Consider the following 25,939-nt stretch of genomic DNA (forward strand, 5'->3'; position numbering starts at 1 on the left):
GTGCCTGTGACCTACCGGGCAAGCCCCCACGACCCTGCTCGTGGGATGATGAACGTCAGTGCATATCGAAGGGACACCGCTGTGAACGACAGCCCAGAACGTCACGCCGACGACCGCGACCGTAGGTCTTCCGGGGCAGGGCGGTCCGGCGACACCGGTCGTTCCTCCGGCTCTCAGGGCCGTGGTCAGGGAGCGCCCCGTCGCGACGGAAGCTCGAGCAAGCCCCCGCGCGCCGGCGGTGACCGCCACCAGGGCTCCGGCGAGCGCCGCTCCTACGGCGACCGCCCCCAGTCCTCGGGCTCCGGCGAGCGTCGCTCCTACGGCGACCGCCCGCAGTCCGGTGGCGGGTCCTACGGTGGCGGCGAGCGCCGTTCCTACGGTGACCGCCCGCAGTCCTCGGGCTCTGGCGAGCGCCGTTCCTACGGTGACCGCCCGCAGTCCTCGGGTTCCGGTGAGCGTCGCTCTTACGGTGACCGTCCGCAGTCTGGTGGCGGGTCCTACGGTGGCGGCGAGCGTCGCTCCTACGGTGACCGCCCTCAGTCCTCGGGGGCCGGCGAGCGTCGCTCTTACGGTGACCGTCCGCAGTCCTCGGGCTCTGGTGAGCGTCGCTCCTATGGCGACCGCCCCCAGTCCGGCGGTGGCGAGCGTCGCTCCTACGGTGACCGCCCGCAGTCTGGTGGCGGGTCTTACGGTGGCGGCGAGCGCCGCTCCTATGGTGACCGTTCGCAGTCGTCGGGCTCTGGCGAGCGTCGCTCCTACGGTGACCGCCCCCAGTCCTCGGGCTCCGGCGAGCGCCGTTCCTACGGTGACCGCCCTCAGTCTGGTGGCGGGTCCTACGGTGGCGGCGAGCGCCGCTCCTACGGTGACCGCCCCCAGTCCTCGGGCTCCGGCGAGCGTCGCTCCTACGGTGACCGCCCCCAGTCCTCGGGGTCCGGCGAGCGCCGTTCCTACGGTGACCGTCCGCAGTCCTCGGGCTCCGGCGAGCGTCGCTCCTACGGTGACCGTCCGCAGTCCTCGGGCTCTGGCGAGCGCAAGAGCTACGGTGACCGCCCGCAGTCTGGTGGCGGGTCCTACGGTGGCGGCGAGCGCCGCTCCTACGGTGACCGCCCGCAGTCTGGTGCCTGGTCCTACGGTGGCGGCGAGCGCAAGAGCTACGGTGACCGCCCGCAGCGGGCGGCAGACCAGGGCGAGCGCCAGTCGCGTCCGCCGCAGGACCAGCGCCACGCGGGCCCTGAGATCGACGAGGCCGTGCAGTTCTCGGACCTCGATCGCGACGTGCGCGGTCGTCTGCGGACGCTGAGCAAGGAGAACGCGACGGTCGTCGGGCGCCACCTCGTCATGGCCGGCAAGCTGATCGACACCGACCCCGAGCTGGCTTACGAGCACGCCCAGGCTGCGGTGCGCCGCGCCGGCCGCGTCGACGTGGTCCGTGAGGCCGCTGGGCTGACGGCCTACCAGACGGGCCGGTATGCCGAGGCGCTGCGTGAGCTGCGCACCGTGCGTCGTCTCAACGGATCGTCGGAGCACCTGCCGATCATGGCGGACTGCGAGCGCGGGCTGGAGCGCCCCGAGCGGGCGATCGCCCTGGCCGCCTCGGAGGAGGCGAGCACCCTCGACGCCACGGGTCGTACGGAGCTCGCTCTCGTCGTGAGCGGTGCGCGCGTCGACCTCGGCGAGTTCGAGGCCGCGCTCGCGGTGCTCGACCAGATCCCCGCGGCCGACGCCACGGGTGATCTCGCCCTTCGTGTGCTGCAGGCCAAGGCCAGCGTCCTGGAGGCCGCAGGCCGCACCGAGGAAGCGGCTGCGATCCTCGCGGACGTCGACCCCCGTGCGCTGGCCGCTGCCCTCAGCACGTCCCTCGACGAGGACGTCGTCGTCTATGACCTGACCGAGGACGCCGTCGAGATCGACGACGAGGCGGACAGCGACGACGAGACCGACGGCTCGGCCGCGACGTCGACGGACGAGCCCGGGGACGAGAAGGACGCTGCGGCGTCGGGCGTGGAGAGCGACGAGGAGACCAAGTGAGCCTGGGGCTGATCTCGAGCGACGTCCCGCTCGCGGAACGCTACGACCTGGCCCTCGTCGACCTCGACGGCGTCGCCTACCGCGGGCACGAGCCCATCCCGAACGCCGCGACCGGCCTCGGGGGAGCTCGTGCCGCGGGCATGCGCCTCGTGTTCGTGACGAACAACGCGTCGCGCGAGCCGCAGTCGGTGGCCTCGCAGCTCACCGAGCTCGACATCCCCACGTCGTCCGACGAGGTCATGACCGCCGCACAAGCAGCGGCCGCGCTCCTGCGGACTCGCCTGGAGCCGGGCGCCCGTGTCCTGGTGGTCGGTGGTGCGGGCCTGTTCACGGCCGTGCACGACGCGGGCTTCGTGATCGTCGAGAGCGCCGACGAGGAGCCGGTCGCGGTTGCGCAGGGGTTCGCCCCCGAGCTCGGCTGGGCCCAGCTCGCCGAGGCCGCCTACGCGGTCCAGCGGGGTGCTTGGCACGTCGCGAGCAACCTCGACCTGTCGCTGCCCACGGCTCGGGGTTTCGCGCCGGGCAACGGCTCGCTCGTGCGTGCCGTCCAGGCTGCGACGGGGGTCGAGCCGTCGAGCGCGGGCAAGCCCTCGCCGACGATGTACCGGCTCGCGATCGAGCGAGCGGGGGCGTCCTCACCGCTCGTCGTGGGTGACCGCCTGGACACCGACCTCGCGGGCGCCCGCTCGGGCGGCTACCCGGGCCTGCACGTCCTGACGGGTGTCAACGGGGGCCGCGACGCGGTCCTCGCCGAGCCTGGGCTGCGCCCGCACTACATCGGTGCGGACCTCCTGAGCCTCCTCGAGCCGCACGCGGCGCCCACCCAGGGCGGCGAGGGCTGGTGGACGTGCGGCGACTCCGCCGCGCGCGTCACGGACGGCTCGCTCGAGCTGACCGGCCCCGAGGGCGTCGACCTGATCCGTGCCGCGTGCGGCGCGGCCTGGTCGACGGTCGACACGGGCGGCACGGTCGACGCCGACACCGTGCCCGAGCTGGCTGTCGGTAGCCGCTGAGATCCTGTCCCGACCGGTAGCGTTGCACCGGTGCGGCGACGCGCGCCCCTCGTGGCGGCGCCCGCCGTGCCGGTGCGACGCACCGCACCCTGGACACGGACTGGAGGTACACGCATGGCGCAGGACACCGTCGACGACGGCGTTCCCACCTCAACCCCCGTCCCCACCCCCGGGGACGTGCGGACCGGTGCGACGGCGTCGGGCAACGACCCGGGCGACGACGCGGTCGCGGCGGCGCTCGGCCGGCTCGACGAGCTGGCCGAGGCACCCCTGATCCACCACGTCGCGGTGTTCGACGCGATCCACGAGGCCCTGCAGGCGCGCCTCGCGGACGCGGAGGACTGAGCGTGGGCACACGTGTCGACGCCGAGCTCGTCCGCCGCGGCCTCGCCCGGTCACGGCGCCAGGCCGCCGACCTCGTCGCCGCCGGACGCGTCACGATCGACGGCCGGACCGTCGCCAAGCCCTCGCTCACCGTGACGCAGGCGCAGTCGATCACCGTCGAGCAGGACCCCACGGACCCGGGCTACGCCTCCCGGGCCGCGTTCAAGCTCGCCGGAGCGCTCGACGCGATCACCGCCGCGGCCCCGGACAGCGCCCCACGGGTCGCGGACGCGTCGTGCCTCGACCTGGGCGCCTCGACGGGCGGCTTCACCGACGTCCTGCTGCGCCGTGGTGCGCGGCGGGTCGTGGCGGTCGACGTCGGGCACGACCAGCTCGTGCCCGCCCTGCGCGAGGACCCGCGCGTCGTGGTCCGTGAGGGCTTCAACGTCCGCGACCTCGCCCCCGGTGACCTCGACGAGACCCCGGACGTCGTCGTGGCCGACCTGTCGTTCATCTCGCTGCGCCTGGTCCTGCCGCCCGTCGCCGCGGTCGTGGCTCCCGGCACGCACCTGCTGCTCATGGTCAAGCCGCAGTTCGAGGTCGGACGCGAGCGCCTCGGCACCGGGGGAGTGGTCCGCGACCGGACCCTGCACGCCCACGCGGTGCTCGACGTGGCCCTCGACGCAGCCGCGCTGGGGCTCCGGTCCGTCGGCGTGGTCCCCAGCCCGCTGCCCGGGCCCAGCGGCAACCGCGAGTTCTTCGTGTGGTTGCGCGCGACGGACGCACCCGCGCCGCCCGACGTGCCGGCGCTCGAGCGCGCGGTCGAGGCCGCGGTGTCCTCGACCGTGACGACCGTCCCCGTCGTGGCACTGGTCGGCGGGAGCGTCGCCCATGTCACGTCGCCGCCGGACGCGCGCGGGCGCGCGGACCTGACAGACTCGCAACCGGTGCCCGACGACGGGGCGCCCACCCAGGACCGCGGCACCGCCGCGGACCCACGACCGACCGGAGGAGCCCTGTGACCAGGAGAGTGCTGATCGTCACGCACGGTGGACGGCCCGAGGCGGTCGTCGCGCTGCACGAGGCGGTCAAGGAGCTCCAGGACGCGGGCTTCGAGGTCGGGCTGCACGACGACGACCTCGCCGAGACGTTCGGCGACCACATGGCCCAGCTGCGCACGAGGGAGGGCGTCGCGGAGTCCGAGGTCGTCATGGTCCTCGGTGGTGACGGGACGATCCTGCGTGCCGCCGAGCTCACGCACGGCACGGGGGTCCCGCTTCTCGGAGTGAACCTCGGCCACGTGGGCTTCCTCGCCGAGGCCGAGCGTGAGGGCCTGCCCGCCGCCGTCCAGCGCCTCGCCGCCCGCGACTACGTGGTCGAGGAGCGCGGTGTGCTCGAGGTCCGCGTCACGCTGCCCGGCGAGGACGAGCCACGGATCGGCTGGGCGCTCAACGAGGCGACGGTCGAGAAGGCGTCCCGCGAACGCATGATCGAGGTCGCGATCGGGGTCGACGGTCGGCCGCTGTCGTCGTTCGGCTGCGACGGCGTGGTCATGTCGACCGCGACCGGCTCGACGGCGCACGCGTTCTCGGCCGGGGGACCGGTCGTGTGGCCCGACGTCGACGCGATGCTGCTCGTCCCGCTCGCGGCGCACGCCCTGTTCGCGCGCCCGCTCGTCGTCGGCCCACGCTCGACCTTCGCTCTCGAGCTGCTGCAACGCTCGGGCGCCGCGGTGCTCACGTGCGACGGTCGTCGCCGCATCGACCTGCCGGCAGGCGCCCGCGTCGAGGTCTCGCGCGGGGACTCACCGATCCTCCTGGCGAGGCTCTCCACGGCTCCCTTCACGGACCGGCTCGTCTCCAAGTTCTCGCTGCCGGTGGTCGGTTGGCGCGGCCGCGTCGCCGAGGACGCCGCGGACGCTGTCCGCGTCGCCCGCCAGGCCGCAGCCGACGCCGTCGACGCCGCACGGCTGGGCAGCCCGCGTCCCACCGCTCCCGACCCGAAGGAGGACTGACCGTGCTCGAAGAGATCTCGATCGAGAACCTCGGCGTCATCCGCTCCGCGCGCGTCCCCCTCCACCCCGGACTGACCGTCATCACGGGCGAGACCGGCGCCGGCAAGACCATGGTCCTGACCGGCCTGGGCCTCCTCATGGGCGGCAAGGCCGACCCGTCGTCGGTCCGCCCCGGCGCGACCGGTGCCGTGGTCGAGGGGCGCCTGCGAGTGAGCGGGCGCGACGCCGTCGGGCAGCGCATCGACGAGGCCGGCGGGAGCGTCGACGACGACGGGACGGTCGTCGTCCTGCGCACCGTCGCGGCCGAGGGGCGCTCGCGCGCGCACCTGGGCGGCCGCAGCGTGCCCCAGGGCGTGCTCGCGGAGATCGCCGACGACCTCGTCACCGTCCACGGCCAGGCCGACCAGCTGCGCCTGCGCACCCCGAGCCACCAGCGCGTCGCGCTCGACGCGTTCGCGGGGCGCGCGCACGCCGAGCTGCTCGACGAGTACCGGGCGGCGTGGGCCGAGCGCACCGGCCTGCTCGAGGAGATCGCCGACCTCACGGCCCGCGCCCAGGAGCGCGCGCGCGAGGCGGAGCTCCTGCGCATCGGCCTCACCGAGATCGAGCGGGTCGACCCGCAGCCCGGCGAGGACACCGAGCTGACGTCGCTCGTCGCGCGTCTCGGGAACGCCGAGGAGCTGCGCCTGGGAGCCCAGGCGGCCCACGACGCGATCGTGGGTGACGACGCCCTCGACGGGACGGACGCGCCCGGCGACGCGACGTCGGCCGTCGAGCGCGCCCGGCGTGCGCTCGAGACCGCGAGCCACCTCGACCCGAGCCTGGCCGGGCTCGTCGAGCGCATCGCGGGCGTCGGCTACGCGCTCGCCGACATCGCGACCGAGGTCTCGGGCTACGTCGAGGACCTCCAGGCAGACCCCGGGGGCCTCGAGCAGGCGCACACGCGCCTGGCCGCCCTGGGCGGGCTCACCCGCACCTACGGCGAGACGATCGACGACGTCCTGGCCTGGGCCAGCGACGCCGGGCTGCGACTGCTGGACCTCGACGACGGCGGCGAGCGCCTGCGCTCGATGACCGAGCGGGCCGACGAGCTCAGCGCGACGCTGTCCGGTCTCGGCGCCCGGATCACCGCCGCACGCACCGCGACGGGGGAGCGCCTCGCGCGCGCCGTGACGGACGAGCTCGCGGGGCTCGCCATGACCGGTTCGAGCCTCGTGGTCGACGTGACCCCCGCCGACGAGCCCGGCCCGTGGGGCGCCGACGTCGTGACGCTCTCGCTCGTCCCGCACCCCGGCTCCCCGCCGCGCCCGCTCGGCAAGGGTGCCTCGGGCGGTGAGCTGTCCCGCGTGATGCTCGCGATCGAGGTGGCGCTGGCCACGTCGGGCGCGGACGCAGGCACCGACGACGCCGCACCGCTGCCCACGTTCGTCTTCGACGAGGTCGACGCGGGCGTCGGCGGCCGGGCGGCCGTCGAGGTGGGCAGACGCCTCGCGTCCCTGGCCCGCACCGCCCAGGTGATCGTCGTGACGCACCTCGCGCAGGTCGCCGCGTTCGCCGACTCCCAGCTCGTGGTCACCAAGTCGCCCGGTGGCGCGGACGGTGTCGACCCGGTCACGGTCACGGGCGTGCACGAGGTCACGGGCGAGGACCGCGTCCGCGAGCTGGCGCGCATGCTCTCGGGGCAGGAGGAGTCCGACGCCGCCCGCCAGCACGCGCTCGAACTGCTCGAGTCCTCGGTCGTGGGACGATAGCGGCGATGAGAATCACTCTGCGCAGAACTACGTCCGACGTGGCGGAACCGGGAACCAGCGGTCCCGCCCGCGTCGATGCCCGCACCAAGGCACTCACCAAGCGGCTCAAGCCCGGTGACGTCGCGGTCATCGACCACCTCGACATCGACCGGGTCGCGGCCGACGCCCTCGTCACCGCCAAGCCCCTCGCGGTGCTCAACGCCGCGAGGTCGATCTCGGGCCGCTACCCGAACCTCGGTCCGGAGATCCTGGTCGACGCCGGGATCATCCTGATCGACGACCTCGGCAGCGGCATCATGAGCATCTCGGACGGTCGCGAGCTGCGCCTCGAGGACGGCAAGGTCTACGCGGGCGAGGACCTGCTCGCCGAGGGCGTGCGGCAGACCTCCGAGACGATCGCGGTGAGCCTCGACGAGGCCCGTGCAGGGCTGTCCGAGGAGATCGAGCGCTTCGCCGAGAACACCATGGACTACATGCGGCGCGAGCGGGAGCTCCTGCTCGACGGCGTGGGCGTCCCGGACATCCGTACCGACATCGAGGGCCGGCAGGTCCTCATCGTCGTGCGCGGCTACCACTACCGCGAGGACCTCGCGACGCTGCGCCCCTACATCAAGGAGTACCGCCCCCTGCTCATCGGGGTCGACGGCGGCGCCGACGCGATCCTCGACGCCGGCTGGAAGCCCGACATGATCGTGGGCGACATGGACTCGGTCTCGGACCGCGCGCTCTCGTGCGGTGCCGAGATCGTGGTGCACGCCTACCGTGACGGCAAGGCTCCGGGGCTCGAACGGGTCCAGGCGCTCGGCGTCGAGCCGGTGGTCTTCCCGGCGACGGGCACGAGCGAGGACATCGCGATGCTCATGGCCGACGACAAGGGAGCAGAGCTCATCGTCGCCGTCGGCACGCACGCGACGCTCGTGGAGTTCCTCGACAAGGGCCGCTCGGGCATGGCCTCCACGTTCCTCACGCGCCTGCGCGTGGGCGGCAAGCTCGTCGACGCCAAGGGCGTCTCGCGCCTCTACCAGCACCGGATCTCGAACCTGCAGCTCACGCTGCTGTCCCTCGCGGGGCTCTTCGCCGTGATCATGGCGATGTGGTCCACCGCCGCCGGACAGACGGTCTTCGGCATCATCGGCGCCCGGTTCGACGACTTCGTCTCGTGGATCGGCGCACTGTTCGGGGGCGCATGAGCCGCCGGACGACCGACCTCATCTCCCTGACGCGCACCGACCGCACGTCGCCCCGTACGGACACGAAGGACGCAACAGCACAGTGATCGACTTCAGGTACCACATCGTCTCGTTGATCTCGGTCTTCCTGGCGCTGGCGGTCGGGATCATCCTGGGCGCGGGTCCGCTCCAGGGTGCGATCGGTGACCAGCTCACGGGACAGGTCGAGCAGCTGCGGCTCGAGCGCAACGAGCTGCGCGACCAGCTCGACGCCACGAACCTCGAGGCCGCCGACAACGAGGAGTTCATCGTCGCGGCCGGCCCCCAGCTCGTCGCCGGCTCCCTCCAGGACCGCCGGGTCGCCGTGGTCGACCTCGGCAAGGTCGACGGCGACCGCTACGAGGCCGTGCAGAAGCAGCTGGAGAGCGCCGGCGCGAGCGTCGTCGGGCACGTCCGGCTCCACGATGCCTGGACGTCGAAGGACCAGACGGACGCGCGCAAGACCGTCGCGACCGAGGTGACCAACCTCGTGTCCGGTGTCGAGGACGCCGGGACCGACGAGAAGCTGGCTGCCGCGCTCGCCACGTCGCTCAGCGCGAAGCAGCTCGCCGCCCCCGAGGCCCGCACCTCGGAGGCCGTGCTGATCGAGCAGAAGCTGGCCGAGGCAGAGCTCCTCGAGGTCGTGCAGCAGCAGGACGTGCCCGCCGACGTCATCCTTCTCCTGGAACCCCAGCCGAAGGCCGTCCCTGCGGCCGGCACGACGGAGGAAGCCTCCGTCGACGAGGCCAAGGCCTACGCGGTCGACATCGAGGTCCTGCTCGCCCAGGCAGCGCAGGCGCGGTCCGAGGGCTCGCTCGTCGCGGGCTCGACCCCCGTGCCGGGCGACTTGATCTCGACCATCACGGCCGACGCCGACCTCGCGGCGGTCCTCTCCACGGTCAGCGGCATCGAAGAGCCTGCCGGTCAGATCTCGGTCCCGCTGGCTCTTGCGGCACGCCTGGGCGACAAGGTCGGTCAGTTCGGCTTCGAGGAGGGCGCGACGGCGGTCATCCCGCCGGCCGTCCAGCTCCCGCCCGTCGACCGCGCGCCCCTCGGGGCCCCGGGCACGGCCACCGACACCGGCGACACCGGCACGACAGGTGACACCGGCACGACCGGCGAGCAGACGGAGGGCTGAGACCAGTGGGCACCTTCCTGCGCGCCGTCGGCGCCGCACTCACCTCGGCCGCCGCCACGGCGACCGCCCGCGCGTACCTCGACGCCACCCCGCCCGGTGGGGACGAACGCTGGACCCGGACCAACCACCGTGGGGAGCCCATCAGCCTGCTCGAGGGCCCGGCGGTCGCCGCGGGTCTCGTGGCAGGGGCTCTCGTCGCAGGACCCGACGCCCGCACCCGCACCGCGGCCGCACTGGCGACCGCGGGAGGCGGCGCGTTCGGGCTGGTCGACGACCTCGCCGAGGACGCCTCGACCCGGACCAAGGGCATCAAGGGGCACGTCGGTGCGCTGCTCGAGGGGCGAGTGACCACGGGGGGCCTCAAGGTCCTGGGGATCGGGACGACGTCGCTCACGGCGGCCTTCATCGGTACGCGCCGGACCGGCTCGGCCCTCGGGTACCTGACGGACGTCGCGGTCAACGGCTCGATCGTCGCGCTCAGCGCCAACCTCTTCAACCTTCTCGACCTGCGTCCCGGGCGCGCGCTCAAGGCGGGCGCGGCCCTGGCGGTCCCGCTCGCGGCCACGCCCGTGGGAGCGACGTCGGGCGCGGTGCTCGGTGCCGCGGCCGCGGCCGCTCCCGGCGACCTGGGCGAGCGCGACATGCTCGGCGACGGGGGCGCGAACGCGCTCGGCGCTCTGGTCGGCACGCAGATCGCGTTCGGTGCGCCACGGGCGGTGCGCCTGCTCGCGCTCGCCAGCATCCTGGGCCTCAACGTGGCGAGCGAGAAGGTCAGCTTCTCGAAGGTCATCGACGGCAACCGGGTGCTGCGCCGCGTGGACCAGTGGGGCCGCCGTCCGGCGTCCACTACCGCCACCACCGCCACCCCTGCCAGCACCGCGACGACCACCGACCCGTCGCCGTCCGGACAGGACGCACCGGCTTGAGCGAGGACGTGACGCCGGGCCCGGAGACCGCGCCCGCGCCACGACCCGCACGCGGCTCCCGGCTGCGTGCGGGCACGCAGACGCTCGCGGGGGCGGCGCTCATGATCACGGTCGTGACGATCGCGAGCCGGCTGGTCGGCTTCGCCCGGTCGCTGGTCATGGCGTCGGCGGTCGGCACCGAGGGCATCGGGACGGCGTACACGTCGGCCAACATCCTGCCCAACGTCCTGTTCGAGGTCGCGGCGGGCGGTGCGCTCGCGGGCGCGGTCGTCCCGCTGCTCGCCGGGCCCATCGCGCGAGGTGCCCGCGTCGACGTCTCGAAGATCGCGTCCGCGCTGCTCGGCTGGACCCTCCTGGTCCTGGTCCCGCTGGGCGCCCTCCTCGCTGCGCTGGCGTACCCCATCGCGTACGTGCTGATGGGCAAGCACCCCGATCTGGTCGACGTCACGGCGCTCTTCGTGCGCGTCTTCGCGCTGCAGATCCCGCTGTACGGGTTCGCCGTGATCCTCGGCGGGATCCTCCAGGCCCACAAGCGCTTCTTCTGGCAGGCCTTCGCACCGCTCGTCTCGAGCCTCGTGGTCATCGGGGTGTACCTGGTGTTCGCGGGCTTGGCGGACGGGGACCAGAAGGACGTGGCGGCGCTGTCGTCGAGCGCGATCGCATGGCTGGGCTGGGGGACGACGCTCGGGGTCGCGGCGCTGGCCCTGCCTCTCGTCCTGCCCGTCGCGCGCACCGGCACCCGGCTGCGCCCGACCCTGCGCTTCCCTGGCGGTGAGGGCGTCCGGGCCCGCAACCTCGCGTTCGCCGGGGTCGGGGCGCTCGTCGCGCAGCAGGTCTCTGTGCTCGCGGCGATGTACGCGGCGAACACCTCCGGGCCCGAGGCGACCTTCCCGACGTACTTCTACGCGCAGCAGGTCTACCTGCTGCCGTACGCGGTGCTCGCGTTCCCGCTCGCGACGAGCGCGTTCCCTCGCCTGGCCGAGCACGTCGCCCAGGGGAGCCGCGAGCTCTTCGACAGGCTGCTGGCGTCGACGACGCGCACCCTGCTCCTGGTGTCCGGGGTGGGTGTGGCGGCGCTCGTGGCGGCCTCGGCCGCCGTCGAGTCGGTCTTCGACGTCGTCACCGGCTCGTCGGTCGAGGGCCTGGGCGTGGCCACGGCCGCCATGGCGCCGGGCATCGTGGGCTTCGCCCTGATCCTGCACCTGTCGCGCGCTCTCTACGTCCTGGACCGTCAGCGCGCGGCCGTGGTCGCGACGGCGACGGGGTGGGGCGTCGTCGCCGTACTGGCGGTCGTGGGCCCTGCGGCGCTCGGGGAGGGCGACCAGGTGAGGGTGCTGGCGCTCCTCGGCCTCGCGACCGCGGTGGGCATGACGGTCGCGGGCCTTCTGCTCCTGCTCGCGGTGCGTCGGCACGCCGGCCCGGAGGCGGTGGCCCACGTGCCGCGCACGGTCGCCGTCGTGATCCTGGGCGTGGCGCTCGGCAGTGCGGCAGGACGGGGCCTCAGCGCGGTCCTCCTGCCCGACGACGCGCACGTCGCGGCGGCGCTCGCCGTCGGCGTCGGGGTTGCCGTCCTGGCGGCCCTCGTCGTGGTCGGGCTGGCTTTCGTCGCGGACCGGTCGTCCGTCGTCGGGCTGGTGCGGCGCGGGCGGGGCACTGCACCCGCCGACGCGAGCCCGGACGCCTGACGGGCTGGGCGGTACCCGCCCGCCGGGCGCAGACTGGAGGGCGAACAGCCCGACTGAGAGTCATCCCACGGTCGCGGACCCCCGGATCCGGAGCGGCCCCGACGAGTCACTGTTAGGATGGAGTTCCGTGGCAGATCACCTGAACAGACCCCACGCCCTCACCGGCGGCCGCTCGGACCACAGCACCCGGCACATCTTCGTGACCGGCGGCGTGGCCTCCTCTCTCGGTAAGGGGCTGACGGCTTCGAGCCTGGGTCGCTTGCTCCGATCCCGTGGCCTGAGCGTCACGATGCAGAAGCTCGACCCCTACCTCAACGTCGACCCCGGCACCATGAACCCGTTCCAGCACGGCGAGGTCTTCGTGACCGAGGACGGCGCCGAGACGGACCTCGACATCGGGCACTACGAGCGATTCCTCGACGTGGAGCTCCCGGCCTCGTCCAACGTGACGACGGGCCAGGTCTACTCGCAGGTCATCGCCAAGGAGCGTCGCGGCGAGTACCTCGGCGACACGGTGCAGGTCATCCCGCACATCACCGACGAGATCAAGTCGCGCATGCGCGCCCAGGCGGGCGAGGGCGTCGACGTGATCATCACGGAGATCGGCGGCACGGTCGGCGACATCGAGTCCCAGCCCTTCCTCGAGGCCGCCCGTCAGGTCCGGCACGAGCTCGGCCGTGACGACGTCTTCTTCCTGCACGTCTCCCTGGTGCCGTACATCGGCCCGTCGGGCGAGCTCAAGACCAAGCCGACGCAGCACTCGGTCGCCGCGCTGCGCTCGATCGGTATCCAGCCCGACGCGATCGTGCTGCGCGCGGACCGCGTGGTCCCCGAGCCCGTGAAGCGCAAGATCGCGCTCATGTGCGACGTGGACAACGAGGCCGTGGTCAACGCGATCGATGCGCCGAGCATCTACGACATCCCGCGCGTGCTGCACTCGGAGGGCCTCGACGCGTACGTCGTGCGCCGTCTGGGCCTGGCGTTCCGCGACGTGGACTGGGACGGGTGGTCGCAGCTCCTCGAGCGCGTGCACCAGCCCGAGCACCAGGTCGAGGTCGCGCTCGTCGGCAAGTACATCGACCTGCCGGACGCCTACCTGTCCGTGACCGAGGCGCTGCGTGCGGGTGGCTTCGCCAACGACGCGAAGGTCACGATCCGCTGGGTCCCCTCGGACGACTGCCAGACGCCCGAGGGTGCCGAGGACGCGCTCGGCGGGGCCGACGCGATCCTGGTCCCGGGCGGCTTCGGCGTGCGCGGCATCGAGGGCAAGCTCGGCGCCCTGCGCTGGGCCCGCGAGAACAAGGTCCCGACGCTCGGCATCTGCCTGGGCCTGCAGTCGATGGTCATCGAGTACGCGCGCAACGTGCTGGGCATCGAGGACGCGTCGTCGAGCGAGTTCGACCCGGAGAGCAAGAACCCCGTCGTGGCCACGATGGAGGAGCAGCTCGCGATCGTCGACGGTGGGGGCGACCTGGGCGGCACCATGCGTCTGGGCTCGTACGAGGCCGCGCTGCGTCCTGGTTCCGTGGTCGCCAAGACCTACGGTTCCGAGTCGGTCACGGAGCGTCACCGTCACCGCTACGAGGTCAACAACGCCTACCGCGCGCGCCTCGAGGAGGCCGGCCTGGTCATCTCGGGCACCTCGCCCGACTCGTCGCTCGTCGAGTTCGTCGAGCTCCCGGCCGACGTGCACCCGTACTACGTGAGCACGCAGGCGCACCCCGAGTTCAAGAGCCGTCCGACGCGTGCCCACCCGTTGTTCGCGGGCCTGGTCGCGGCGGCGCTCGAGGCTCGGACGGCCTGACGTGAGCGTCCGCCCGCTCGCGGACGTCCCGGTGGCCCGGGACGTCAGCGAGGAGCGTGTCCTGCACGCGGGCCGCATCTTCGACCTGCGCTCGGAGTCCGTGGACCTGGGCGAGGGCGGCGTCGTGACGCGCGAGTTCGTCGACCACCCCGGTGCGGTCGCGATCGTCGTGCTCGACGAGGACGAACGGGTCCTGCTGCTGCACCAGTACCGGCACCCGGTGCGGCGCGAGCTGTGGGAGCCGCCGGCCGGTCTGCTCGACGTGGACGGGGAGGACGCGCAGGCCGCGGCCGCCCGGGAGCTGCTCGAGGAGGCGGACCTGCGCGCTGCGCGCTGGGACGTCCTGGCGGACTACTACACGTCGCCGGGCGGCAGCAACGAGGCCCTGCGGGTCTTCCTCGCGCGTGACCTGTCGCAGGTCCCCGAGGCCGAGCGCCACGAGCGTGAGGCCGAGGAGCTGGGCATGGAGCTGCGCTGGGTGCCGCTCGACGAGGCCGTGTCCGCGGTCCTGGCGGGGGACCTGCACAACCCGTCGGCCGTCGTCGGGATCCTGGCGGCCGCCGCCGCGCGCGCGACCGGCTGGTCCGCCCTGCGCCCGGCCGACAGCCCGTGGCCCGAGCGGCGCGGTGGAGACCCGCGCGCCTGAGGGGCGTACCGCAGCACTGCCACGAAGGGCCCGACGGCGTCACGCGCCGTCGGGCCCTTCGTCGTACCCCCGGGGTGGTCGCCCGGGGTGCTCGCCTCAGCTCGTGACCGTGAAGCCCGCCACGAGCAGCGCCTCGTCCCGCGACGACGGTCCGACGAGCAGCTCGAACGCGCCGGGCTCGACGACGCGCCGACCCTGGGCGTCGACGAGCGTGCAGTCCGCGACGGGGACCTCGAGCTCGACGATCCGCGACTCGCCTGGGGCGAGGTCGACCTGCCGGTACGCCTTGAGCTCCTTCTCGGCCCACGTCACGGACGTCACGGTGTCGCGCACGTAGACCTGGACGGTCTCCCGGGCCGGCCGCGCGCCCGTGTTGGTGACCGTGATCTGCGCGTGCACGGTGTCGTCGAGCCCCAGCGCGGTGTCGAGGACGGTCAGCGCCGAGTACTCGAGCGTCGTGTAGCTCAGGCCCTCGCCGAACGCGAAGGGCGGGCGCTGCGTGAGGTCGGCGTAGCGGGTCCCGTGCTGGCCGGGGAGCTGGTTGTAGTACACCGGAAGCTGCCCGACGTGCTCCGCGAACGACAGGGGCAGGCGGCCCGACGGCTCGACCAGACCGAGCACGAGCTCGGCGATCGCCCGCCCGCCGCGCATGCCGGGGTTGGCGGCCCACACGATCGCGGCCGCGTCGCGTGCCGAGGGCGGCAGGACGAGCGGCTTGGACGCGACCACCACGACGACCAGCGGGGTCCCGGTCGCGGCGAGCGCGTCGAGGAGCGCGACCTGTGCGCCCACGAGGTCGAGCGTCGCGGTCGACCGTCCCTCGCCCACGAGCTCGATCCGGTCCCCGACGACTGCCACGACGTAGTCGGCGTCGTGCGCGGCCGCGACGGCCTCGGCGATCAGGTCGGCGTCCGGTGCGGCAGGCAGCACGACCTGGGGGCGGGGCTGCCCGTCGGGGAACAGCTCGCCGTCCGGGTCGGGGACGAGCGTCAGGATGTCGGCACCTCGTGCGTGCGTGACGGTCCACCCGGCGGGGACGTGGTCGCGGAACCCGTCGAGCACCGTCTGGGTCATCTCGCGCGGGTGCCCGTCGGTCAGCCAGTCGGCCTGACCGGACCGTCCGGCCCAGTCGCCGAGCTGGGTGTCCGGGTCGTCCGCGTTGGGCCCGACGACCGCGACCCGGCGTACGGGGCGCCCCGGGGCGTCGGCGCGGGCCGCGCGTCCGTCCGGCCCGGCGACGTGCCCGCCGTCGAGCGGGAGGGTCCCGTCGTTGGTGAGCAGGACGAGCGAGCGCCGCGCGACCTCGAGGTTGAGGTCCGCGTGCTGCGCGCAGCCGATGACCTCGGCCTGCCGGGCCGGGTCGGGGCGGCGTGGGTCCTCGAACAGGCCGAGCTCGAACTTCAGGGTGAGGATGCGTGCCACGGCGGCGTCGAGGTCGACCTCGTCGAGCAGCCCCTGGCGGACGGCGTCCTGCGCTCCCTCGAAGAACTGCGGGGTCGTCATGACCATGTCGTTCCCCGCGCGGACCGCCGCGGCCGCGGCGTGGGTGTGGTCGGGCTGGATGTGCTGCTCCCAGACCATGCGTCCCACGTTGTCCCAGTCCGTGACGAGGGTCCCGGTGTAGCCCCACTCGCCGCGCAGCACCTCGCTCAGGAGCCAGTCGTTGACCGTGATCGGGACGCCGTCCATCGACTGGTAGCCCAGCATGAAGGTCCGGCACCCCTCGCGCGCGACGCGCTCGAACGGCGGGAGGAACCAGGAGCGCAGCTTGCGCCGTGAGATGTCGGCCTCGCTCGCGTCGCGCCCACCCTGGGTCTCGGAGTACCCGGCGAAGTGCTTGGCGGTCGCGAGGATCGCCGTCGGGTCGCTCAGACCCTCGCCCTGGTACCCGCGGACCATCGCGGACGCGAGCTCGCCGATGAGGAACGGGTCCTCGCCGAACGTCTCGCTGACCCGGCCCCAGCGCAGGTCGCGCGTGATGCACAGGACGGGCGAGAAGGTCCAGTGGTTGCCGGTCGAGGCGACCTCGACCGCTGTGGCCCGGGCGACCTGCTCGAGCAGCCCGGGGCTCCAGGTGGCGGCCATGCCGAGCTGGGTCGGGTAGATCGTCGCCCCCTCCCAGAACGAGTGCCCGTGGATGCAGTCCTCGGCGATGAGCAGGGGGATCCCGAGGCGGGTCGCGGACGCCAGCTCGTGTGCGCGCAGGACGTTCTCGGGGGAGGTGTGCAGGATCGAGCCGACGTGGATCTCGGTCACGAGCCGCTCGACGCCGTCGGCCGCGTTGAGCTGCATCATCTGTCCGACCTTCTCCGCGAGCGTCATGCGGCCGACGAGGTCGGCCACGCGGGAGGGCACCGGGAGGGTGGGGTCCTGGTAGGGGAGGCGGTCGGGCATGGGGTGTCCCTTCGAGACGACGACGGTGGCGCGGGGGCGGAGGTCCGGTGCGGTGGGCCTGGGGGCGTCCGCGGGCGGTCCGAGAAAACCATACACTGATAGGTAAATGGTCCGGCGCGAAGGAGCGAGAGGGTGGAGGGACGCCGCCAGAACCCCCGGCGCGGCCGTGGACTAGGGTCGCGCCAGGCCGAGCACGTCGTACAGCAGCGTGTCGAGCGGGCCCTCGAGGCTCGCTTCGTCGTCGACCATCCACTGGAGCTGCGCTCCGTCGGCGGTCGCCAGGATCAGACGGGCGAGAGCGTCGGGGTCGAGGCGCCCGGGCAGCTCGCCGGCCTCCTGCCGGGCGACGACGTCGTCGCGCAGCGTGGCCCGCAGACCCGCGTACCGCTGGGCCAGGACCTCGTGCGCCGGGTGCTCACGGTCGCGGGCCGCGGCCGTGAGGGACACGAACAGCTCGACGAGGCCGGGGCGATCGGCGTTGCCCCGGACGTTCTCGGCGAGCGTGCGGGGAGCGTCGTGGTGCAGGGGCCGACCGGTCTGGTCCCGTCGCACGATCACCTGGGTCAGCAGGTCCTCGCGCGAGTCGAAGTAGTGCATGAGCCCCGCGACCGTGAGCCCGCAGCGCGCCGCGATGGTCCGCAGGCTCGTGCCGCGGTACCCCTCGTCGGCGAAGACCTCGAGCGCGACGTCGAGGATCTCCTCGCGCTTGAGCCGCCCCTTCGCGTACACCCCGTCCCTCGCCACCCGACGATCCTATGCGTGACCGCACCCTGCCGACCGGTAGCGTGCGACGCCCACCGAACGACCAGGAGACCACGATGACCACCGAGCAGTACCGCTCCGTCCGAGCACGCATGAACACGGGCGAGCCCTACGTGGACTTCGGCGACGGCCTCGAGCAGCTCGAGGCCGAGCGCGTCGCGGGCAAGGAGCTCGCCTACGACTTCAACCACTCACGACCGGGCCAGGTCGCCGAGCGTGCCGCCATCCTGGGCGAGCTGTTCGGGTCGATCGGCGAGGGTGTGTGGATCGAGCCGCCGCTCAGCGTGTCCTACGGGTCGCACGTGCACCTCGGGGACCACGTCTACGCCAACTTCGACCTGGTCCTCGTCGACGACGCCGACATCCACGTCGGTGACCGGGTCCTGTTCGCCCCGCACGTCACGATCGCCACGGCCGGTCACCCCCTCTCGCCCGAGGCCCGTCGCGGCGGGACCCAGTTCTCGCTGCCCGTGCGCATCGAGGACGACGTCTGGATCGGGTCGAACGTCGTCGTCCTGCCCGGGGTCACGATCGGCGCGGGCTCGGTCATCGGCGCCGGCAGCGTCGTGACGCGCGACGTCCCGCCGCGCGTGCTCGCGGTCGGCTCGCCGTGCCGCGTGCTGCGCCCGGTCGACGACCAGGACCGCGAGGCGCTCGCCGCGGGGACGCCGGTCGCCTGACGCGGACGGACCGGGGCCCGACGGCGTCGCGCGCCGTCGGGCCCCGGCGTCACCTCCAGGGTGCGCGGCCCGCGCGCACTAGAGTGTGGCGGGTGTCCTCGTCGGTTCCGCGCCCTCGCGCTCTCGTCCTCGGGCCGGTAGTCGTCGAAGGGCGCCACGGGGCCCTCGTCGCTCCCTCCAGCGCTCGCGCGAGAGCCCTGGTCGTCGCGCTCGTGCTCGCGCAGGGTCGGACCGTGAGCGCCTCGGCGCTGATCACGGACCTCTGGCCCGACGAGCAGCCGGCGGACCCTCGTGCGGCGCTCCAGAGCCTCGTCTCCCGCACGCGCGCCGTGCTGGCCGAGGGGGCGCTCGTCTCGGCCCCCGGCGGCTACGTGCTGCTCACCGAGAGCGACCTCGACGTCGCTCGCGAGCGCACCCGTGAGGCCGCGGTCGCGCTCGCGGCGGGAGACGCCCTGGGGGCCGTCGCGTCCGCACGCGCGGCGCTCGACCTGTGGCGGGGCGAACCCGGCGACGACCTGCTCGACCTGGTCGGCAGCCCGGTCGGTGAGGATCTCGTCGCGACGGCCGAGCGCCGCCGCGCCGAGGCAGAGCAGGCCCTCCTCGACGCCCTCCTCGCCGCGGGCGACCACCAGGACGCCGTCGGGTGGGCCGAGCGAGCGGTCGAGCGGGCACCGCTCGACGAGGACGCGCACCTCGCGCTCCTGCGCGCCTACGTGGGCGCCGGCCGCTCCGCCGACGCGCTGCGCACCTTCGGGGCGCTGCGCACCCGGCTCGCCGACGAGCTGGGCGCCGACCCGCGTGCCGACCTGGTCGCGCTCAACACGGGCATCCTGCAGGGCACCGCCACGACCACCGCCACCGCTCCCGTCGTCGCCGGCAGCGGCAGCACCGACGGCACCGCAGCCCTCGCGCCGTCGTCCCGCCCACCACGCCGCGGCACGGTGCTCGGTCTGCGTGCGGCGCCCAACGCCCTGGTCGGGCGCGAGGCCGACGTCGTCACGATCCTCGACCTGCTCGCGCGCTCCCGGCTCGTCACGGTGCTCGGGCCGGGCGGGATGGGCAAGACCCGGGCCGTCCAGGAGGTCGCGCGCCGCGCGAGCGCGACGACCCCGCTCGTGGCCGTCGTCGAGCTCGCCAGCGTGCGCACGGGCCAGGACGTCGGCCTGGCCCTCACGTCCGCCCTGGAGATCCGTGACACGCGGGGCCTGCGGCTCGGGGACCAGGTCGCGCGCACCGAGGTCCACGAGCTCGTCGCGGACCGTCTCGGGGAGACCGAGACCCTGCTCGTGCTCGACAACTGCGAGCACGTCGTGGACGAGGCCGCCGCGTGGGCCGCCGAGCTCCTCGCCGTGGCCCCCGGGCTCACGATCCTCACGACCAGCCGGTCACCCCTGCAGGTCGGCGGCGAGCAGGTGCACCCTCTCGAACCGCTCGCGACGACCGGCGTCCTGGGCGGCGGGACGGGGCCCGCCGTCGAGCTCTTCCGCGCCCGGGCGCTCGCGGCCCGCCCCGGCGCCGACCTGCCCGACGACGTCGTCGAACGGCTCTGCGCGCACCTCGACGGCCTGCCGCTCGCGATCGAGCTCGCTGCGGCGCGCGTGCGCACGCTGTCCGTCCAGGAGATCGAGCGCCGCCTCGACGCCCGCTTCGCGCTGCTCACCACGGGCGACCGCAGCGCCCCCGCGCGCCACCGGACCCTGCACGCCGTCATCGACTGGAGCTGGAACCTCCTCACCGCGCCCCAGCAGGAGCTGCTGCGCCGCCTGTCCCTGCTGCCCGACGGGTTCGGCGTGCAGACAGCCCAGGCGGCCTGCGCCGTCGGGCTCGACGACGTCGAGGCGCTCGTCAACCAGTCCCTCCTGACCGTGACCGACGAACCTCTGTGCCGCACCGCGCGCTACCGCATGCTCGAGACCGTGCGTGAGTTCGGCGCGCTCGCGCTCGACGAGGCCGGTGAGCGCGAGACCGCCCAGGAAACGACCTACCGATGGGCGGTCGACCTCGCACGTCGCGAGGTCGCCCGCCTCGAAGGGACCACGCAGGTCCCCGCGATGCTCGCCCTGCGCGTCGAGCAGGAGAACCTCCTGCACGTGCTGCGCACGGCGCTCGCGGCCGACCGCGCCGACGTGGTCCTGCCCGTCTTCCACGCGCTCGGCCTGCACTGGTCCCTGCGCGGGGCGCACACCGAGGTCGTCGGGCTCGGCCGCGACGTGCTGCGCGTCGTCGCGGGCTGGCAGGGCAGGCTCGTGCGGGGCATACCGGACGTCCCCGTCGAGCAGCTCACGCGCGAGGCGGGCATCGTGCTGTTCCTGCTCACCGCCTCGACGCCCAACGGGGACCCGGCCACCGGGGTCCGGGCCGCGGCGAGGCTGCGGCGCCTGCACCGCGACGCCGACATCGGCTCGCGCGCGGCCGCGCTCACCGACCTCCTGGCCGACGCGGGCGACCCGCTCGGCATGGGGCCGCGGCTCGCCGAGCTCCACACGTCCGACGACCCGTTCGTCGCGCTCGTGGCTCATCTGCTCAGCGCGCAGCTCTCGGAGAACAACGGACGCCTCGACGAGGCGATCGCCCAGGTCACGGTCGCGCACGGGTTCGCGACGCGCACCCAGGACACGTGGGGAGCCGCGACGTCGGCGCTCTTCCTCGCCCAGCTCGCGAGCGAGCAGGGCGACGCCGCGCGGGCGCTCGAGTGGGTGGACACGGCCCGCGAGGGGCTCGGCAGGCTGCACGCCGACGAGGACCTGCGCCAGCTCGACTGGCTCGAGGCGACCAACCTCGCGCTCGTCGGGCGCGTCGCGGAGGCAGAGCCGCTGTTCACGTCGCTCGTCGAGACCGACGACGACCCCGTGCCCTCCGGGATCGGGGGGACCGCGCACGAGCTGCGCTCGATCGGGCACGCCGGGCTGGCCGAGATCGCCGTCGCCCGCGGTGACCACGCGCGCGCCCTGGCCGAGCTCGAGGCCGCCAACGCGGCGGTCGGGAGCGGGGCCGCGCGCCGCTCGCCCTGGTACACGATGTTCGCGGCCGGCTGGCTGTCGACCCTGCTGCTGCCCGCGCACGGGACGACCGGGCCGTGGGAGCCGGACGCGTTGCCCTCGGCCCAGGCCGAGCGCCTGGCCCGCGAGCTGCGGGTGCGGATGGTCGCCGGTCATCGCGCCGCGCCCGGCATGGTCGACTACCCCGTCCTCGGCACGGCCGCGCTCGCCCTCGGGACGTACCTGTGGGCCTCCCCGGGCCTCGACCGGGTCGACGACGGGCTCACCCTCCTCGAGCTCGCGCGCCGCATGGGAGCACGCCAGGACGTTCCCTCGCTCCGCACGCCCGCGCACGTCGCCTGGGCGCGCACCCTGCACGGTGACGCGCACGTGGACGAGGTGCGCGACGCCGTCGGGCAGCTGGGGCACGACGACCTGCCCGACCGGGTCATCAAGATCCTGCGCACCGCACCCTGGACCCGGCCCACGGCATGACGGGCGGGCGGTGCCCCGGCAGGATCCGCCGGGGCACCGCCCGCCCGTGGTCGATCGCGACGCTCAGGCCTTGCGCATGTACGCCCGCACCGTGAGCGGGGCGAAGATCGCGACGATGACCGCCGCGCCGACGAGCGAGATCACGGCGTCCGCACCGAGCACCCCGTCGTTCGTCAGCTCGCGCACCGCGGTGACCAGGTGCGAGACCGGGTTGAGGTTCACGAAGCCCTGGAGCCAGCCCGGCATGGTGTCGGGCTGGACGAACGCGTTCGACAGGAACGTGAGCGGGAACAGGATGATCATCGAGATCCCCTGGACGCTCGACGCCGTCCGGGCGATCACGCCGAAGAACGCGAAGATCCAGCTCACGGCCCACGAGCACACGATCACGAGCAGGCCGGCCAGGACGACCGAACCCAGGCCGCCCTCGGGGCGGTAGCCCATGGCGTAGCCCATCGCGAACGTGAGCGTCGTCGCGATGCCGTACCGGACGGTGTCCGCGAGCAGCGCGCCCGACAACGGCGCGATGCGCGCGATCGGCAGCGAGCGGAAGCGGTCGAACACGCCCTTGTCCATGTCCTCGCGGAGCTGGACGCCCGTGACGACCGACGTCGTGATGACGGTCTGCACGAGGATGCCCGGGATGATGGTCGGCAGGTAGCTCACGACGTCGCCCGCGATCGCGCCGCCGAAGATGTACGTGAACATGAGCGTGAACAGGATCGGCTGGACCGTCACGTCGACGAGCTGCTCGGGCGTCCGGCGGATCTTCAGGAGCCCGCGGTACGCCATGGTGACCGTGTGGCGGACCGTCTGGCCGGCGCTCGTGCGGTTGGACAGGCTGCGGTCGGAGCCGGCCTGGATCTGCTGACGGGGAGCGGTGAGGGTCGTGGTCATCGCAGGGCTTCCTCTCGCGTGCTGGTGGTGGCGTGGGCGACGTCGCCGGCGGCAGCCGTGCCCGGGCTGTCGTCCTCGACGTCGGCCGCGACGCCGTGGCCCGTGAGGGTCAGGAACACCTCGTCGAGGCTCGGCTTGTCCATGCTGATCGAGTCGACCGCGATGCGGGCCTCGCGCAGCCGGACCAGGAGGTCCGTGACCTCGTCGGGGCCCGTCACCGGGACCGTGATGCGCCGGGCCTCGGGGGACGTGGTCGCGGGCACGCCGAACGTCGTCACGATGTCGAGCGCCGACCCCAGGTCCGCGGCCGCGACGAGCCCGAGCTGGAGCGACTGGTTGCCCACCGCGTCCTTGAGCTCGTCGGCCGTGCCCTCCGCGACCACGCGGCCCCGGTCGATGACCGCGATCCGGTCCGCGAGCTGGTCCGCCTCGTCCAGGTACTGCGTCGTGAGCACGACCGTCGAACCCGTCGCGACGAGCTCGCGGATCGTGTCCCACATCTGCGCGCGGGTGCGAGGGTCGAGGCCCGTCGTGGGCTCGTCGAGGAAGATCAGCGGCGGCTGCGCGATGAGGCTCGCCGCGAGGTCCAGGCGACGGCGCATGCCGCCCGAGAAGTTCTTCAGGGGGCGCGTGGCCGCCTCGGTCAGGCCGAACGTCTCGAGGAGCTCGGCGGCCTTGCGTCGAGCCTCGGCCCGACCCAGTCCGAGCAGGCGCGAGAAGATCACGAGGTTCTCGGTCGCGCTCAGCGTCTCGTCGACCGAGGCGTACTGGCCCGTGACGCCGATGAGCTGGCGCACGACCTGGGACTCGCGGACGACGTCGTGCCCGAAGACCCGGGCCTCGCCCGCGTCGGGGCGCAGGAGCGTCGCGAGCATGCTGATGGTGGTGGTCTTGCCGGCGCCGTTCGGGCCGAGCACGCCGTACACCGAGCCGGTGCGGATGCTCAGGTCGACGCCGTCGACCGCCCGGTTGTCGCCGAACGTCTTGACGAGGCCGTGCGCCTCGACCGCCCATTCGTGGGTCATGGATTCCTCCTGGTGGCTGATGGACCCAGCCTCCGGGAGGTGCCTGTCACGGCGGTGTCAGGGCGCTGTCACGTCGCTGTCGCCGCCGGGGCCCCCGGCGGCTCCCTGGACGCAGACGGGCCACCGTCCCGAGGGGACGGTGGCCCGTCTGGAACGCCGTGCGGCGCCCGGAGCGATCAGTCGCGGACGCGGAACGAGAGCAGCGTCCAGGTGAGCGACGTGATGAGCAGGCCGGCGCCCAGCATGTGCGCCGCGACCAGGATCTCCGGCAGGCCCGTGAAGTACTGCACGTAGCCGATCAGGCCCTGCAGGAGCGTCACGGCGACCAGCACCACGACGGCCTTGCGGGCACGGGCGGGCGCGTCGGCCTGTCGGAGGACCCGCACCGCGAGCACGACGAGCACGATCAGGAAGAGCCACACCGCGGCCGCGTGGAGCTTGCTGACGAGCGCCGGGTCGAGGGCGAAGCGGTACGCGACCTCGTCGTCGCCCCCGTGCGGGCCCGAGCCCGTGGCCAGGACCCCCAGGACGAGGAGCGGCACCGAGACGGCCGCGAGCACGCGACCCACGACACGGGTGCCCGCGTCGACGACGGCCACCGGCGCCTTGTCGCCCTCGCCGTGGCGGTAGAGCAGGTACGCCGAGACCCACACGAGCGCGGCCGAGACGAGGAAGTGGAACCCGACGACCGCGGGGTGCAGGTGCAGCAGCACCGTGATGCCGCCGATCACGGCCTGCGCCGCGACGCCACCGAGCGGCGCCCAGCCGAGTCGCCGGTACGAGGACGAGCGCGAGGCGTCCGTCCACACGAGCAGCAGGAGCGCGACCGCGATGATCCCCAGCACGCCCGTGAGCGTGCGGTTGCCGAACTCGATGATCGGGTGGATCGACATCGCGGAGTGGAACTCGGGCGTGAAGCTCCCGGGCTCGCACAGCGGCCACGTCGAGCAGCCGAGCCCCGAGCCCGTCAGACGCACCGCGCCCCCGGTCACGATGATGCCGATCTGGCCGACGAGGTTCGCGACGAGGACCGGTCGGGTCCAGCGGCGGAAGCGGTCGACCTTCGCGTACCAGGCGGGGGAGGTGGGTACGGGGGCGAGTTCTGCGCTGCTCACCGTCCAAAGGTAGCCGCGCGCGGAGCGGCGCCCGCCATCCGGGCGCGGCGTCCGGGTGTGATGTTGGCCCGGATCGGGCGCGGGTCCGGGGGAGAGCGAGCGGCGTGGCTCCGAGGGGCGGGCGTCGAGCAGGCGAGTTCTTGACGCGACCGATACTCTGACGAGACTTTGTCTCGACCGTCCAGGGGGTTCGCATGGTTGCTCGCCGTCCGTCCGTCGTCGCTCGGCCCGGCCGCCTGCTGGCGGTGACCCTGACCCTGGGCGTCCTCGCAGGCTGCACGTCAGGGGGCCAGGCGCAGCCCGGCCCGAGCGCAGCGCACGAGACGGACGGTGGGGGGACGAGCGCGCCGTCGGACCCGACGCCGAGCCCGACCTCGACCACCGTGGACGGAGCAGGGGACGGCACCCAGGAACCGCCCGTGGTGACAGCGCCCACGGACGTCCCCGACGAGCACGTGCCGGACCCTGAGGAGCTGCGCCGGGTGCTGGTCGACACCTACACCCCGCTCATGGTGCTCCAGCCCCAGGGGTTCTCGGTGTCCCACAGGTTCCAGGCCCGTGACGGGTGGACCGTCCTGAGCTCGAACGGGAGCTGCGCCCTGTCCACCACCACGACCGCGGCCCCGACCGACGGCCCGACGGACGACGTCCCGGGCGCCGCGCGGGACGCGTCGTTCGCGGTGCTCCGGGACGTCCTCGCCGCCGAGCGGGGAGCGAAGAACGTGTCCGCGGAGTCGGAGTCGCTCGTGCTCGGGGAGGAGCGGACCGAACCGCGCAGGGGGACGAACGTCGCGACCCAGGAGTGGACCGTCGAGCGCTCAGGATCGCCCGTCCGGAGCCGGGTCCTGGCTCGGGCGACCACCCGCACGAGCTACTCCGGGGTGGCGATGCGGACCAGCACCGTCCTGTCCTTCGAGTGCACGGGCACGACGATCGACGAGAAGGCGTGGACCGCCGTGCTGGAGTGGCTGCGCCTGCCCGCCACGGCGGCAGAGGCCGCGGGGGCCTGGCCCGGCGCCTGAGGCGACCTGGGGCCGGCGGCCCCTCGGTGCCGGC

20 protein-coding genes are annotated in these 25,939 nt (G+C 73.7%); 15 read left to right on the plus strand and 5 right to left on the minus strand.

Features of this window, described 5'->3' with window-relative positions; genetic code table 11:
- Positions 1–1,248 precede the first annotated feature (1,248 nt).
- From ACZDYF_RS16180 to ACZDYF_RS16235, 12 genes are all read left to right on the plus strand, one after another.
- A complete protein-coding gene (locus ACZDYF_RS16180) occupies positions 1,249–2,028 on the plus strand; it encodes a hypothetical protein (protein ID WP_475059427.1) in 780 nt (259 codons plus the stop codon).
- The gene (locus ACZDYF_RS16185; RefSeq protein WP_191791393.1) at positions 2,025–3,041 is read left to right on the plus strand and encodes an HAD-IIA family hydrolase; all 1,017 of its coding nucleotides are present in this window, start codon (positions 2,025–2,027) and stop codon (positions 3,039–3,041) included. Before ACZDYF_RS16180 ends, ACZDYF_RS16185 begins: the two co-directional genes overlap by 4 nt.
- 114 nt (positions 3,042–3,155) lie before the next feature.
- Positions 3,156–3,386 carry a hypothetical protein gene (locus tag ACZDYF_RS16190; RefSeq protein WP_475059435.1) on the plus strand — a complete coding sequence of 77 codons (231 nt, stop codon included), beginning with the start codon at positions 3,156–3,158 and terminating at the stop codon, positions 3,384–3,386.
- A gap of 2 nt (positions 3,387–3,388) precedes the next feature.
- The gene (locus tag ACZDYF_RS16195) at positions 3,389–4,387 is read left to right on the plus strand and encodes a TlyA family RNA methyltransferase (RefSeq protein ID WP_475059439.1); all 999 of its coding nucleotides are present in this window, start codon (positions 3,389–3,391) and stop codon (positions 4,385–4,387) included.
- Positions 4,384–5,379, plus strand: coding sequence for an NAD kinase (locus tag ACZDYF_RS16200; RefSeq protein ID WP_191791391.1), 996 nt, complete (start codon positions 4,384–4,386; stop codon positions 5,377–5,379). Before ACZDYF_RS16195 ends, ACZDYF_RS16200 begins: the two co-directional genes overlap by 4 nt.
- A gap of 2 nt (positions 5,380–5,381) precedes the next feature.
- A complete protein-coding gene (recN, locus tag ACZDYF_RS16205) occupies positions 5,382–7,130 on the plus strand; it encodes a DNA repair protein RecN (RefSeq protein WP_475059447.1) in 1,749 nt (582 codons plus the stop codon).
- Between the two features lie 5 nt (positions 7,131–7,135).
- The gene (gene steA, locus ACZDYF_RS16210; protein ID WP_364075297.1) at positions 7,136–8,320 is read left to right on the plus strand and encodes a putative cytokinetic ring protein SteA; all 1,185 of its coding nucleotides are present in this window, start codon (positions 7,136–7,138) and stop codon (positions 8,318–8,320) included.
- Positions 8,321–8,402: 82 nt separating this feature from the next.
- Positions 8,403–9,476, plus strand: coding sequence for a copper transporter (locus tag ACZDYF_RS16215; protein WP_191791388.1), 1,074 nt, complete (start codon positions 8,403–8,405; stop codon positions 9,474–9,476).
- A 5-nt stretch (positions 9,477–9,481) separates the two neighbouring features.
- Entirely contained in the window at positions 9,482–10,402 is a 921-nt protein-coding gene (locus tag ACZDYF_RS16220; protein ID WP_475059456.1) for a hypothetical protein, read from the plus strand.
- Positions 10,399–12,087 (plus strand): murein biosynthesis integral membrane protein MurJ, encoded by a 1,689-nt coding sequence (murJ, locus tag ACZDYF_RS16225; protein ID WP_475059459.1) that lies wholly within the window; start codon positions 10,399–10,401, stop codon positions 12,085–12,087. Before ACZDYF_RS16220 ends, murJ begins: the two co-directional genes overlap by 4 nt.
- A 127-nt stretch (positions 12,088–12,214) precedes the next feature.
- Positions 12,215–13,891 (plus strand): CTP synthase, encoded by a 1,677-nt coding sequence (locus ACZDYF_RS16230; RefSeq protein ID WP_307824065.1) that lies wholly within the window; start codon positions 12,215–12,217, stop codon positions 13,889–13,891.
- 1 nt (position 13,892) lies between these two features.
- Positions 13,893–14,537: an NUDIX domain-containing protein gene (locus ACZDYF_RS16235; RefSeq protein ID WP_204808661.1), complete on the plus strand. Its 645-nt coding sequence runs from the start codon at positions 13,893–13,895 to the stop codon at positions 14,535–14,537.
- A 96-nt stretch (positions 14,538–14,633) separates the two neighbouring features.
- Here the strand turns inward: ACZDYF_RS16235 and ACZDYF_RS16240 are convergent, their stop codons facing one another.
- Both ACZDYF_RS16240 and ACZDYF_RS16245 read right to left on the minus strand, forming a co-directional pair.
- Complete coding sequence (locus ACZDYF_RS16240; protein WP_475059469.1) at positions 14,634–16,931, minus strand: exo-beta-d-1,3/1,6-glucosidase; 2,298 nt, start codon at positions 16,929–16,931, stop codon at positions 14,634–14,636.
- 171 nt (positions 16,932–17,102) lie between these two features.
- Positions 17,103–17,675 carry a TetR/AcrR family transcriptional regulator gene (locus ACZDYF_RS16245; RefSeq protein ID WP_475059473.1) on the minus strand — a complete coding sequence of 191 codons (573 nt, stop codon included), beginning with the start codon at positions 17,673–17,675 and terminating at the stop codon, positions 17,103–17,105.
- 74 nt (positions 17,676–17,749) lie between these two features.
- Between ACZDYF_RS16245 and ACZDYF_RS16250 the strand changes: the two genes are divergently transcribed.
- Complete coding sequence (locus ACZDYF_RS16250; RefSeq protein ID WP_475059480.1) at positions 17,750–18,373, plus strand: sugar O-acetyltransferase; 624 nt, start codon at positions 17,750–17,752, stop codon at positions 18,371–18,373.
- Positions 18,374–18,465: 92 nt separating this feature from the next.
- Positions 18,466–21,846 carry an AfsR/SARP family transcriptional regulator gene (locus ACZDYF_RS16255; protein ID WP_475059485.1) on the plus strand — a complete coding sequence of 1,127 codons (3,381 nt, stop codon included), beginning with the start codon at positions 18,466–18,468 and terminating at the stop codon, positions 21,844–21,846.
- 63 nt (positions 21,847–21,909) lie between these two features.
- Here ACZDYF_RS16255 and ACZDYF_RS16260 read toward each other — a convergent pair whose 3' ends face one another.
- The 3 genes from ACZDYF_RS16260 to ACZDYF_RS16270 all read right to left on the minus strand — a co-directional run bounded on the left by ACZDYF_RS16260 (position 21,910) and on the right by ACZDYF_RS16270 (position 24,883).
- On the minus strand, positions 21,910–22,743 hold the full coding sequence (locus ACZDYF_RS16260) for an ABC transporter permease (protein WP_475059488.1): 834 nt from the start codon (positions 22,741–22,743) through the stop codon (positions 21,910–21,912).
- Complete coding sequence (locus tag ACZDYF_RS16265) at positions 22,740–23,768, minus strand: ATP-binding cassette domain-containing protein (RefSeq protein ID WP_191791381.1); 1,029 nt, start codon at positions 23,766–23,768, stop codon at positions 22,740–22,742. The genes ACZDYF_RS16260 and ACZDYF_RS16265 overlap by 4 nt, the downstream gene beginning before the upstream one ends.
- A 176-nt stretch (positions 23,769–23,944) precedes the next feature.
- Positions 23,945–24,883: a COX15/CtaA family protein gene (locus tag ACZDYF_RS16270; protein ID WP_475059498.1), complete on the minus strand. Its 939-nt coding sequence runs from the start codon at positions 24,881–24,883 to the stop codon at positions 23,945–23,947.
- A 194-nt stretch (positions 24,884–25,077) separates the two neighbouring features.
- Here ACZDYF_RS16270 and ACZDYF_RS16275 point away from each other — a divergent pair, with 194 nt between their 5' ends.
- Positions 25,078–25,905 (plus strand): hypothetical protein, encoded by an 828-nt coding sequence (locus ACZDYF_RS16275; RefSeq protein ID WP_475059505.1) that lies wholly within the window; start codon positions 25,078–25,080, stop codon positions 25,903–25,905.
- Positions 25,906–25,939: the final 34 nt, after the last annotated feature.

This window comes from Oerskovia sp. PE-21s, from assembly GCF_056158145.1.